We start from the raw sequence: 12,670 nt of genomic DNA, 5'->3' as shown, positions 1-12,670 counted from the left end.
CCATGTGTTGTTTGCGTTGGAGAGCTCGAAAGTTATTTTGCATTTTGTGGTGCAGCGTATAAATGGTGAGTATTAAAAATGAGCGCTCAGCTTTCTCTAGACGGTTTCGACTCTCCCGTACTTACGGATAGTCTGTTCTATGCGCTGCTGCCCGATGTAGAGAGCGCAGGGCAGATTGTCGATTTGGCGCGGCGGCTGCGCGCTGATCACCGCCTTAAGGGCGCGGTGATACCCAGCGAGAGACTGCACGTGACGCTGGCTTTCATTGGCTCTTTTGCCGGTCTGCCAAAGACCGTTGTTTCGAATGCCGTCGTCGCGGGCGAGCGCTTCGAGGGCACACCGTTCGACGTGACGTTTGATCGTGTGCAGAAGTTTGGTCACGACAAACGTGCCGTCGTCTTGCGGGGAGGAGAGGTCGCCACTGCGGTGAACGAGTTTCAACGCAGCTTGGTTACCGCCATGCGTTATCAAGGGCTGAAACCTGCGAGTCCCTCGGGCTTCACTGCGCACCTCACTTTGTTATATGACGACGGCCCAGTGGTGGAGGAGCATGTTGTGCCCATCAGCTGGACGGCAAGGGAGTTCGTGCTTGTGCGTAGTCTGATCGGACAGAGTCGCTATGAAATTCTGGGGCGCTGGCCACTTCAGTCACGCGTCTGAACTCTGCATGATGTATGCCGGCGCATTCATGCATGCGCGCATTACCCGCAAAGCAATTATCAAAACATAATCCGTCCGTCATCCCCCTCACAGATTTTACGCGCCAGTTTGGCTATGATGGCCACCTGCTTAACTGTGTTCCCGTTAAACGTTTATATGGATGTTGTACATGCATTACCTCTCGCCGGAATTCGGACTCGTTTTTGTTGGCTTTTTGTGGCTCTACTGGTGGTTGGGTTCGGCGCGTGGGGTGCGGGCGCAGAACTTGTTGCTGTTGGTGGCGAGCTACCTTTTTTATTGCAGCTTTGATTGGCGCTTTGCGTTTCTGCTGCTGAATTTTTCGCTGGTGATTTTGGCCTTGGCGCAGGCGGTACAGGGGCACAATGGCAACCGGCGGCGCTGGCCGGTGATTGCGGGCGTGGTGCTCGCGCTGGTTAACCTTGGCATCTTCAAGTACTACAATTTTTTCCGCGAAGAGTCTTTAGCGCTGCTAACACCCTTGTTTAACGGCGCGAGTTTGCCGGTGCTGGAATTTGTCTTGCCGGTGGGGATTTCGTTTTACACCTTCCAGGGTTTGGCCTATTTGATCAGTGTCGGGCGCGGGGAATGTAAACCGGCGAAGTTGTTTGATGGTTTGTTGCACCTCTCGTTTTTTCCGACCCTGTTAGCGGGGCCGATTTGCCGGCCGAACGAATTGTTGACGCAAATCCAATCGCCGGATGAACGCAAAATCGCCGCGCCGGAGGTGGCGATTTTATTGATCATCTCCGCGCTGATAAAAAAAGTCTGGCTCTCAGCTTGGCTGGCAGAGGAGTGGGTTAACCCGGTGTTTGCCAACCCGGATGCTTACCACTCCTTGGAATTGCTGTGCGGTTTAATGGCCTATGCCTGGCAATTGTTTTTTGATTTTTCCGGCTACACCGATGTGGTCACTGCGCTCGCGCTGCTGCTCGGATTTAGTCTGCCAGTAAATTTCCGCCAGCCTTACCTCGCTACCAGCTTGAGCGATTTTTGGCGGCGCTGGCATATCACTCTGTCGCGCTGGATTCGCGATTATGTGTACATCAGCCTCGGCGGTAACCGCGCGAGCTGGGGGCGTACGCAGATGAATTTATTGATCGCGATGGTTCTCTCGGGTTTTTGGCACGGCGCGAGCGCTACCTTTATAGTTTGGGGTTTATGGCACGGGCTGGGTTTGATCGCGCAAAATTGCTGGCAAAAAATTACTTCATTCACCTTGCCCGATGCGATCACGCAGTGGCTGACCTTTGCATTTGTGTGTTTTGGCTGGCTGCTATTTCGCGCGGAAGATTGGGAATCGGTAACCACTTACGTCGCCGGTTTTAGCCGTTGGGATACTTTGCCCAGTTTGAATTGGATGGGCTTGCTGGCAGCCATGGTAGTGTTCTTTATGCTCGCGCGCCGTGCTGAACCTATGATGGAAAAATCAGCCGCTGCCCTGCGCGTGTTGCCCTGGTGGGGCCAGGCATTAGCATTAGTCGCCAGCGCCTTGTTGATTATGGAATTGGCACCGGCGGGTATGCCGGGTTTTATCTATTTCGGTTTTTAACGTTTTCAGGACCACGACGTTATGAGTAGCACACAGGATATGGAATCCCAACACACCAAAGCCTTACTCGGCATCACCTTCGCCAGCTTATTGCTAGTGGCGTTGAAGGGCAGCGCTTTGTTGCAATATTGGCAGCAGACGCACCATATTTTGCTGGAATTCGGCAGTCTGCCCAGTGCCAGTAGTTATCTGCCCGATACACGCTTAATCAAAGAATGGAAACGCCAGTGGGATAACACCCAGCAGTATTGGTCCGGGATCATCGATCAAAGTGAAAGCCGAATGCTGCTTGCTGGCCAACTGTTACTTTTGGGAGATGAGGCACTACCCGAGCCAGAGTTGCCGGTCGTCGTTGCACCTGTGTGCCCAAAACAGGAAGTGATTACCCAGGCTTGCCCCGAACCTGTCGCTCCGCCAAAGCCGGTCGCTTACGAGACACCAGCAGCAGCGATGGCCGAGACGCTTACAGTTGCCAGCGCGCAAACCAGCATCGCAATCGATACCGTGGCCGCGAACACAACTACCGAATCAATCGATACGCCGGACGAATCGCAACCGGGTGAACCACTGCCCGAAGCAACTCCTGAAGCTATTACCGCCGCGCAAGGGCCAATCCTGTTGGGTGCCAATGACCGCATTTTGCTGGTGGGCGATTCTTTGATGCAGGGCCTGGCGCCGCATTTGATCACCAATCTCAAGCGCAAATACAAAGTCGAATCCATGGACTTGAGCAAGCACAGCACGGGGCTAACCTATCCAGCATTTTTTGATTGGCCAGCCACAGTGGAAGATGCATTTGAGCTGGAGGATTACACTGTCGTTATCGTCTTTCTCGGCGCTAATGACCCATGGGATATGACCATTCAGGGGCGCTATATCCGTTTTGGTTCGGAGCCTTGGGCGGCGGTTTATCGCGAGCGGGTAGCGCGTATTATCAATACCGCCGCTACACATCGTGCCCGTCTTGTCTGGTTGGGCGTGCCGCCCTTAGGGCGCGAAGATTTGCTCGGCAAAGCGCCGACACTCAATGCCATCTACGCCGAGGAAGCGAGCAAGATGCCGCTGTTTGCCCGTTTTGTCGCCACTGACCCAACCCTCACCGCCGATGGCAGTAGCTTTACCAAATTTCTCGAACTGCCCGAGCGCGGCAGTGTTATGGTGCGCACTGACGATGGCGTGCACTTCACTACCCAAGGCCATCGCCTGCTGGCGAACCTGACGCTCACCCAATTTGGTGCTGCACCACCTGCAGAAAAACCGGTGGAAGACGCTGCCAACGCAACTGACGGTACCGATACCGGCAATACCGCCACCAACAACAAGATCACCCAACGATGAAGTATTTAACCCTCTGCTTATGGCTGCTGGTTTTAGCCAAGGCGATGCCAGCCGTAGCGGCCAACAAAACCACACCGCTGCTCGATTATGGCGACCGCAAAGCCCCGGCGCTCTGGCAAAGCTTGCGCGATCTGGAAGATAAAAAGCGGCAGGAGCCGATCCGGATTATCCAATTGGGGGACTCCCATACCGCAGGCGACTACTTTACCGGCCAATTGCGCCAGCGCCTGCAAAATCAGTTTGGCAACGCCGGTATCGGCTGGCTTACACCGGGTTACATCATCAACCAGCGCTCCAGCCAGGTATTGCTGCGCAGCACCGGCAGCTGGAAACTCAGCGACGCTAAACAGCACAAACATTCGGGTGTGTTTCCGGTCGGCGGATTTATCAATACCTCGGCTGGTAACTCGATCCTCGAAATCAAAGTCAAAGAAGTGCCTGCTACCGGGCAATGGCGTTTGAACATCTGGCAGAACTCCCGCCAAACGCCCTGGAGCCTCGCGCTGCCCGGCGGCAAAGTGCACAAGTTACCGGGGCAAGGTGATGCCAAAGCACCATGGCGGTTGAGTACCCAAGAGCTGGATGCAAACAAGGTGAGCGGACTGAAACTACTCGCGCCTTCGGGTGGAAAACTGGGCGGCGTTATTTTGGATCGCATGGCGCCCGGAATTACGCTGGATGCACTGGGCAATAACGGCTCGGTCGCCAACGTTATCAACCGCTGGGATTCCTCTACTCTGCGCAACCAACTGCAATGGCGCAACCCGCAGTTGATCATCCTCGCTTACGGGACGAATGAAGCCTTTGGCAAAGATCTGGTGCCGGAGACCTACGAGGCCGAATTGCGCCAGGCGATTAGATCTCTGCGCGGCGCCGCTCCGGAAGCAGCTATCTTGTTAGTAGGAGCACCCAGTTCCGCAAAATCCCGCCCACCGCACATCAACGTTGGCTGCCGTGTACCGCTGCCGCCGAGTTTGATCAAAGTGCAGAACAGCCAACGGCGCATCGCCCGACAGGAAGGCACACTCTATTGGGATTGGAGCGCGATGATGGGCGGCAATTGCGGCGCGCAATTCTGGCTCAAACAAAAAACGCCGTTTATGCGTCCGGATCTGGTTCATATGAGCCCCGAAGGCTATGTGGCGAGTGCCGATGCACTTTATGTTGCGCTGTTGGATGAAATGGATAAAGCGCTGAAACGCTTGGCTGTGGCGCAAAAAAATTAACCGGCTTGGTGCAAGGAGCTGAGATGTCGAACCCCGTCATGCTAATCACCGGCGCCAGCAGTGGCATAGGCGCAGCCACCGCACTACTCGCAGCCGAACGCGGTTACGATCTCGTCATCACTTATTTAACGAATCGCACGCAAGCTGAAGCTGTTGCACAAAAAATTATTGCGCTCGGACGCAACGCTTTATGCGTACAAGCGGATGTGGGAATTGAGAGCGATGTGTTAAATCTCTTTTCGCAAATCGATAATACGTTTGGCCGCTTGGATGTACTGGTGAACAACGCCGCCATTTTGCGCCAAAAATTATTTCGCGATACCCAGGTTGCCGAGCTGGAAAAATTATTTGCGGTAAATGTGATTGGCAGTTTTATCTGCGCGCGTGAAGCGATTAAACGCATGAGTAAACTTGAGGGAGGAAATGGCGGTGCGATTGTCAATGTTTCATCTATTGCCGCGCGTTTTGGTTCGCCGTTTGAATATATCGACTACGCCGCGAGCAAAGGCGCAATTGATACCTTTACGATGGGGCTTGCCAAAGAATTGGTTGCCGACGGTATTCGAGTTAACGCTGTGCGTCCCGGCATTATCAATACGGAATTGCACGCAAAAGGTGGCGAGCCAGGACGGATTGATCGTATCGCACCAACCATTCCTATGCAGCGCGCAGGTGAGGCTGATGAGGTTGCCAACGCGATTTTATGGCTCGCGTCTGATGAAGCTTCTTACATCACCGGCAGTTTGCTGGATGTAAGTGGTGGGCGATAATCCCTTACACAACAATTTCCCAATAAAAAAATGGCAGAAAATCTGCCATTTTTTTATTGCACAGTTTAAAAATTTTACTGCCGCTGGATATCTACAAAGGGACTGTAGACACCGTTTTTATCAAACGCGGCGATTTGGAAAATATAATCGCCTTCGAGCCAATCAAATTTGTACGACTGCGTCCAGGGGTCATTAATAGAGACGTAGGTGTATTTTGTGTCCGCCGTTTTTTTATAACGAATTTCATAACCACCCAGTTCATCAATATAGAGTTGCGCTCCGTTTTCGCGTTTATCCGGCGCCATCCAGGTAATGGCAACAGGCCCCGCCACATGAGCTGCTACTGATGAACTTGACCAGCTCGACGAACTCATCGCCGGTGTAGACGATGTTGAAGAGCTTGATGAACTCACTGCAGGTGCGGAACTGGATGAGCTGGAAGAAGATACTGCTGGTGCCGACGAACTGGCTGCACTGGAAGCATTTGCTGCCCCGGCAAACTCCATTTTGAACCAGTTGAGATTAAAACCGCCGGTTGCTGCAACTATTTTTAAATCCTGCACACCTTTTTTCAGTGCCACTGTATGCTCAACCTCCTTCCAGATTTGGAAGCCGCCCGTAGATGGCACTGATACACGCCCTAACTCAACATTAGCCGCTGAGTGCAGTGCAATTTTGCCAGTGCTGACGGTGCTGGCAACGCGATAGGTGATTTTGTAATTACCATCTGCTGGCACGTTGATGCCGCTGTAAGTCATCCATTCACCTGTCGCTATGCCGGCGACATTTTGACCGCCGCCAACATCGGTTGTAGTTTGGTTAAAAACACCAAACATGGATGAATAACTTTCTGCTTCAATAGTCTGGCTGACCGGAACCAGGCTTTCAATTTTCAGCCAATTGAAATTAAATCCACCGGTCTGCGCAAACACTTTTAAACTTTGTACTCCCTGTTGCAGGGTCAAGGTATGACTGATATCAGTCCAGATTTGCCAGCCACCGGTTTTGGGAATAGCCAATAAACCCAAATCAACGTTGGTGCCTGACTTGAGCATCATTTTTGCGGTGGTGTAAGGGCTGGCTACACGGTATGTGATTTTATATTCACCAGTGATGGGAATATTAATACCGTCGTAGAGCAGCCAATCATTAGTGCCAATTCCACCTACACTTTTGCCGCCGCCAACATCGGTAGTGGTCTCAGAAATAATTCCACTCATCGACGAATAACTTTCCGCCTGAAGGGTCAAGGGTGCGCCGGGCAGCACTGCTGCGGTGGGTGTTGCTGCAGCTGCAATAGGTGCTGGGGCGGTAGCGATGACCACAGGTGGTGTAATCCCCGCTGCGGTATCTGCCTCAATTTTGAATGAATTGATATTAAATCCACCGGCTTTGGCGAATACTTTTAAATCCTGCACACCTTTTTGCAGAGTGACTGTTTGCACAACATCACTCCAGACTTGAAATCCTCCGGTTTTGGGAACCGATACTGTGCCTATTTCTACGTCCGCACCGGATTTCAGGGTGATTTTGGCTGTGCTATAAGGGCTGGCGACGCGATAGGTAATTTTGTAAGTGCCATCTGCGGGTATATCCACCCCGGCATAATTCATCCAATCGCCAGTACTAATCCCGCCTACATTCTGCCCACCGCCGATATCTGTTGTGGCCTCAGTAATAACGCCGCTCATAGCAGAATAGTTTTCTGCTTCTATCGCTGCGTTAATTGACGTAATTTTTTCCAATTGAAACCAATTGAGATTAAAGCCACCCGTTTTGGCGAAGATTTTTAAGGTCTGCACGCCTTTTGGTAGAGTGACCATTTGGTCCACACTGGTCCACACTTGCCACCCGCCAGTTTTAGGCACCTTGAGTGTTGCCAAATCAGCATCATTTGCAGAGCGCAAAATCAAACTACCCGTCGTGTTAGGCGATGCGACCCTGTAGGTAATTTTGTAGGTACCTGCCGCCGGTAGATCGACACTGTAGGACATCCAATCACCGGTGCTTATACCGCCAATATTTTTTCCAGCACCGATATCAGTGGTATTTTCAGCAATTACACCCTGCATCGCAGTGTAGTTTTCCGCTTCAATCGTGGTGGGGGCTGTTCGCACCACATTGGCGGCTGCACTGGGTGCAAAAATCATAAATGGAGCGCAGAGTGCCATAGCGATGGAGGCATGGCGCAAACGCTGCTGCCAATTCAAACCGCGTTTTAGTTGCAACTGGTCAATAAAACCCAGTTCAATCAATATTTCACCGATCGGTGTCACTACGGCAGTAGTATCAGCGGGGTCTAACAAACGTTTGCGTCGTGATTGTTCTTTGATCGCAAGATCAAGTTGTGCGGGTGTTATAAGTCCTTTACTGACTAGGATGTCGCCTAAGCGCGTGAGCTCTTTTTTTTTGAACATGATGCCTCCAAAACTACAACCGCATGATTTTTCGAGCCGTTTAATGAATAGTTCAGAAATTAACCTGAGAGGGAGTTAGCTTTTTTAGTGTAGAAGATGATCAAGAATTTGTGATCTGTAACACAAGGAGTTCATTGCAATCTTTTCGCATATGAGCATATGCGGATATGCACTTTAAAAATGCATACATCTTTTATTGATAAAAAAACGGCTCGATTATTCATATTTCCTTATATGGTTCATCCCTCCAAACCTGATATTTGCATCATAAAAGGTAAAGTTTATTCGCAGGATGGTCACCAACTGCTACCTTTTATATGCGAATACTTGCGCAGCTGTCGTTTTGACTACTGCATATAACCAATATTGATTATCATCCTGCGCCCCATTGATGCAGTTGAATTAATTGTTGCGATTAATCGAATTGGCATTTCTTTGTTTCAACTCTTTATTTGAATAACAGGTCATCCACTATGAACAATAAAGTACAGCTTCGGTCACTGGTATCAGGCGCCGTTCTACTTTCGCTGCTTGCCGGGTGTGATGCCCAAAAAACGGAGGCTCCAGTAGCAACTACGCCTCCTGCGAGCACAACCACGGCGGCCAAAGTGGAGTGGCCGGCGATTACCAGCGCGGTTAAAAAAGACCCGGCAGTGGAAACTCGCATTGAGGAGCTGCTGGCAAAAATGACGTTGGAAGAGAAAATCGGTCAGCTGATCCAACCAGAAATCAAATTCCTGACCCCTGAAGATATCAAGCAGTATCACGTGGGTTCCGTGCTCAACGGCGGCGGCAGCACCCCTGGCAGCAACAAATACGCGACCATGGAAGACTGGGTAAAACTGGCCGACAGCTTCTACAACGCCTCCATCGATAAATCCAACGGCCGTATTGGCATCCCGATTATGTGGGGCACTGACGCGGTGCATGGCTTGGGTAACGTCGTCGGCGCCACCCTCTTTCCTCACAATATCGCCCTGGGTGCAACCAACAACCCCGAACTGCTAAAACAAATCGGTTGGGCGACTGCTCGTGAAATCGCTGTCACCGGTCTGGATTGGGATTTCTCCCCCACTGTTGCCGTAGCGCGCGATGACCGCTGGGGCCGCGCCTATGAAAGCTGGTCGGAAGACCCACAAATCGTCGGCGCCTTCGCTGGAAAAATGGTGGAAGGCCTGCAAGGTGAAGGTGGTTCCGAGAAATTTTTATCCAATGAACACGTGATCTCCACCGCCAAACATTTTATTGGCGATGGCGGCACCTTAAACGGTGTGGATCGCGGGCCGACCCAGGGAGATGAACAGCATCTGCGCGATATTCACGGCGCCGGTTATTTCAGCGCATTGGAATCCGGTGTGCAGGCGGTAATGGCCTCGTTCACCAGCTGGGATGGCACACGTATGCACGGCCACAAATATTTGCTCACCGATGTACTCAAAGGCCAAATGGGTTTTGATGGTTTGGTCGTCGGCGACTGGAGCGGCCACAGTTTTATTCCCGGTTGCACCGCCGTAGATTGCCCTGAATCACTTATGGCCGGTTTGGATATTTACATGGTGCCCGAACCCAACTGGAAGGACCTGTATAACAATTTGTTGGCGCAGGCCAAATCCGGCGAAGTGACCGCTGAACGTTTGGATGATGCCGTACGTAGAATTTTGCGCGTAAAAATCCGCGCCGGATTATTTGAAAAAGGCGCTCCATCTACTCGCCCACTTGCCGGCAAAAAAGAATTGTTGGGCGCGCCAGAACATCGCGCCGTTGCGCGTCAAGCTGTGCGCGAATCGCTGGTGCTGTTGAAAAACAAAAACAATCTGTTGCCACTCGCGCGTAACCAAAAAGTTCTGGTTGCAGGTGATGGCGCAGATAATATCGGCAAACAAGCGGGCGGCTGGTCAGTAACCTGGCAAGGTACCGGCAACGTGAATTCTGATTTCCCCGGCGCAACTTCTGTCTACGCAGGTATCAATGAAGTCGTGAGCGCAGCAGGCGGCAAAGCCACACTCAGTGTCGATGGTTCATTCAGCGAAAAACCCGATGTTGCGATTGTTGTGTTTGGTGAAGATCCCTACGCAGAAATGCAGGGCGATGTGGGCATGCTTGCTTATAAGCCACGCAACCCAAGCGATCTGGAATTGCTGAAAAAATTGCGCGCGCAAAATATCCCCGTTGTGTCTTTGTTTATCACCGGGCGCCCACTGTGGGTCAATCGCGAATTAAATGCATCAGATGCATTTGTCGCCATTTGGCAACCGGGTACGGAAGGTGCTGGTGTGGCAGATGTGATTTTCAAAAATGCAGCCGGTGAAATTAATTACGATATGAAAGGCCGTTTGAGTTTCTCCTGGCCCAAGCACCCCGACCAAACTCCACTTAACCGTGGCGATAAAAATTACGATCCACTCTTTGCTTACGGTTTCGGCTTAAGTTATGCCGACAAAGATACACTTGCAGACAATCTGCCTGAAGACGGATTAAAAGCAGCAGAAGCCTTGGATGTGTTGGAAATTTTCAACCGCCGTCCAATGGAACCCTGGCAATTGGAAATTATTGGTTACCAAAACGATGTAGTGCCAATGAACAGCAACACAGTTAAAGCTTCATCGCTGATGATCCAAGCGGTTGACCGCGATGTGCAAGAAGATGCACGCCGCGTGCAATGGAATGGTTCAGGCAGTGGTCAAGTGGCATTGTCAGTCGCTAACCGCCAGGACTTTATCAATTACTACAGCAGCGATTCCGCATTGGTATTTGATATCAAAGTTGATGCAGCACCCAGTGCAACCACTTACTTGCGTTTGGGTTGCGGCTCTTACTGCGCATCAGATATCGACCTGAGTGAAAAACTCAAAGGCTTCGCCGGTCAAGGCTGGCAAACTGTCACAGTGCCTTTCAAATGCTACCCAACGTCCGGTGCTAATTTTGGTATTGGCCAACCACCAGAAGAATACTGGACGCAAATCCTGCAACCATTCTCGCTCATCACCAGCGGCACTTTGGATATTACGTTCGCCAAAGTCAGTGTGGTGAAAGGTGCGGGTAAAGATGTTGCTTGTCCATAAGAAAATTGCTGTGACGTTAAAATAAAAATCCCCGCCAGTGTAAGCTGGCGGGGATTTTTATTTGCTGGCAGAAAATAATTACATATCCGCTTTGCAATACTGATTAACAAACTCCTGGTGGTTTGGTAGCTTGCTCACCGCATCCGCAATTGTATTGCGGGTATTGGTCAGGTGGCGCACCAACTCTTCATCCGACATCGTCTTGAATATCGAGTGATGATTGCGGGGCATAAGGCCTTGCCCCAGCATAACGTGCAACCACGAATCAAGCCGGAACAATTCCGGCTCACGCGGAAAAGCAAAGCCGTTTTCTTTGAACAGCTCAAGGCGATGCGATAAGGAGTCCGGGACACTCATATTCTTACAGTAACGCCAGAACTCGCTGTCTTCACGCGCCGTAGCGTGATAATGCAAGATGATAAAGTCGCGGATATTTTCCAGTTCTGCAATAGATTGCTGATTGTATTCATCGATAGATGATTGAGTGACACCGTGAAATGGAAACATCTTCATTAGCCGGACGATCCCAATCATAAACATATAAATACTGGTTGACTCTAGCGGCTCAACAAATCCGCTCGACAATCCTAATGCAACACAATTTCTATTCCAAAACGCTTTGCGCCGACCCGTTTTATATTTAATGACTCTGGGCTCGGTTAACACCTTGCCTTTAACGTTATTCAACAGATGCTGCTTTGCCTGGTCATCGGACATGAAATCATTACAAAAAACATTGCCGTTACCGACTCTATGTTGTAAGGGGATATGCCATTGCCAGCCGGCGTGATGGGCAGTGCAGGTTACATAGGGTTTAGCCGGTTCAACGGATTCCGTCTGTATTGCGATAGCACTATTACACGGCAGCCAGTGCGACCAATCTTCGTAAGGTGTCTTTAATGTTTTATCAATCAATAGGCCAGTAAAGCCCGTGCAATCGATAAATAAATCACCATCAACCACTTCCCCTGATTCCAATAGCAGTGCTTTGATATCGCCATCAGGATGTTGTTGGACCTGTTGGATTTTTCCCTCAATCCGTGTGGTCCCTAATTTTTCGCTAAACTGCCGCAGATATTGGGCGTAACGGGTGGCATCAAGGTGATAGGCATAATTAATATTGCCTTTTTTTGATATGGCGAATTTATTCGCTTTAGCGGCTTGCACTTCCAGGCTGTATTCACCAAATGCCGCATGGATACCTTTGCTTTTTCCGTGCAGCCAAAAGTGTTGGAAATCGGCGAGGTAACTGCCTTGCCCGGTAGAGCCAAAAGGGTGAATGTATTCGTCACCGATTTGGCCCCAGTTTTTAAATGAAATGCCTAGTTTGAACACGGCATTGGTGGCACGCATAAACTCTTGTTCATCAATTCCCAACAGGGAGTGGAAGGTCCTCATCGGCGGGATAGTGGCCTCGCCTACACCAACAGTTCCAATTTGCTCGGACTCAACCAACACGACGTCCAGTAATTTTCCAAGTTGTTTGGAAAGGGCCGCCGCGGCAACCCAACCTGCGGTGCCGCCACCCGCTATTACGACTTTTTTGACACTATTATTTTTCATCACTAACGACTCATCAATAGGTTATTTAGATAAACAATTCCACCTAGCGGTTAAGTTTGTTCAG

The 12,670-nt window shown here is 50.6% G+C and carries 8 protein-coding genes; 6 read left to right on the top strand and 2 right to left on the bottom strand.

The window, feature by feature from the left end; translation table 11 throughout:
* The first annotated feature begins 78 nt into the window (after window positions 1-78).
* From B4E62_RS08505 to B4E62_RS08485, 5 genes are all read left to right on the top strand, one after another.
* A complete protein-coding gene (locus B4E62_RS08505) occupies window positions 79-660 on the top strand; it encodes a 2'-5' RNA ligase family protein (RefSeq protein ID WP_310069373.1) in 582 nt (193 codons plus the stop codon).
* A gap of 169 nt (window positions 661-829) precedes the next feature.
* The gene (locus tag B4E62_RS08500) at window positions 830-2,230 is read left to right on the top strand and encodes an MBOAT family O-acyltransferase (protein ID WP_331351760.1); all 1,401 of its coding nucleotides are present in this window, start codon (window positions 830-832) and stop codon (window positions 2,228-2,230) included.
* A 21-nt stretch (window positions 2,231-2,251) separates the two neighbouring features.
* Window positions 2,252-3,568, top strand: a complete 1,317-nt coding sequence (locus B4E62_RS08495; protein ID WP_331351759.1) for a DUF459 domain-containing protein — start codon at window positions 2,252-2,254, stop codon at window positions 3,566-3,568.
* Complete coding sequence (locus B4E62_RS08490) at window positions 3,565-4,794, top strand: GDSL-type esterase/lipase family protein (RefSeq protein ID WP_331351758.1); 1,230 nt, start codon at window positions 3,565-3,567, stop codon at window positions 4,792-4,794. The genes B4E62_RS08495 and B4E62_RS08490 overlap by 4 nt, the downstream gene beginning before the upstream one ends.
* Before the next feature lie 23 nt (window positions 4,795-4,817).
* A complete protein-coding gene (locus B4E62_RS08485) occupies window positions 4,818-5,564 on the top strand; it encodes a glucose 1-dehydrogenase (protein WP_331351757.1) in 747 nt (248 codons plus the stop codon).
* Window positions 5,565-5,638: 74 nt separating this feature from the next.
* Here B4E62_RS08485 and B4E62_RS08480 read toward each other — a convergent pair whose 3' ends face one another.
* Complete coding sequence (locus tag B4E62_RS08480; RefSeq protein WP_331351756.1) at window positions 5,639-7,981, bottom strand: carbohydrate-binding protein; 2,343 nt, start codon at window positions 7,979-7,981, stop codon at window positions 5,639-5,641.
* A 473-nt stretch (window positions 7,982-8,454) separates the two neighbouring features.
* Between B4E62_RS08480 and B4E62_RS08475 the strand changes: the two genes are divergently transcribed.
* Window positions 8,455-11,043: a glycoside hydrolase family 3 protein gene (locus B4E62_RS08475; RefSeq protein ID WP_331351755.1), complete on the top strand. Its 2,589-nt coding sequence runs from the start codon at window positions 8,455-8,457 to the stop codon at window positions 11,041-11,043.
* A gap of 78 nt (window positions 11,044-11,121) precedes the next feature.
* On the opposite strand, the gene B4E62_RS08470 is transcribed toward B4E62_RS08475, so the two are convergent.
* Entirely contained in the window at window positions 11,122-12,606 is a 1,485-nt protein-coding gene (locus B4E62_RS08470; RefSeq protein ID WP_310069394.1) for a tryptophan 7-halogenase, read from the bottom strand.
* Window positions 12,607-12,670 lie beyond the last annotated feature (64 nt).

Origin of the sequence: Cellvibrio sp. UBA7671 (genome assembly GCA_002483145.1) — a bacterium.
In the GTDB taxonomy this organism is placed as follows: domain Bacteria; phylum Pseudomonadota; class Gammaproteobacteria; order Pseudomonadales; family Cellvibrionaceae; genus Cellvibrio; species Cellvibrio fibrivorans.
The sequence above is the reverse complement of the archived record's forward strand: the minus strand, read 5'-3'. Positions and strand labels throughout refer to the sequence as shown.

Bases quoted from the DNA above. Each gene is read 5' to 3' on its own strand.
- B4E62_RS08505 (WP_310069373.1), top strand. From the start codon at position 79: ATGAGCGCTCAGCTTTCTCTAGACGGTTTCGACTCTCCCGTACTTACG.
- B4E62_RS08500 (WP_331351760.1), top strand. From the start codon at position 830: ATGCATTACCTCTCGCCGGAATTCGGACTCGTTTTTGTTGGCTTTTTG.
- B4E62_RS08495 (WP_331351759.1), top strand. From the start codon at position 2,252: ATGAGTAGCACACAGGATATGGAATCCCAACACACCAAAGCCTTACTC.
- B4E62_RS08490 (WP_331351758.1), top strand. From the start codon at position 3,565: ATGAAGTATTTAACCCTCTGCTTATGGCTGCTGGTTTTAGCCAAGGCG.
- B4E62_RS08485 (WP_331351757.1), top strand. From the start codon at position 4,818: ATGTCGAACCCCGTCATGCTAATCACCGGCGCCAGCAGTGGCATAGGC.
- B4E62_RS08480 (WP_331351756.1), bottom strand. From the start codon at position 7,981: ATGTTCAAAAAAAAAGAGCTCACGCGCTTAGGCGACATCCTAGTCAGT.
- B4E62_RS08475 (WP_331351755.1), top strand. From the start codon at position 8,455: ATGAACAATAAAGTACAGCTTCGGTCACTGGTATCAGGCGCCGTTCTA.
- B4E62_RS08470 (WP_310069394.1), bottom strand. From the start codon at position 12,606: ATGAAAAATAATAGTGTCAAAAAAGTCGTAATAGCGGGTGGCGGCACC.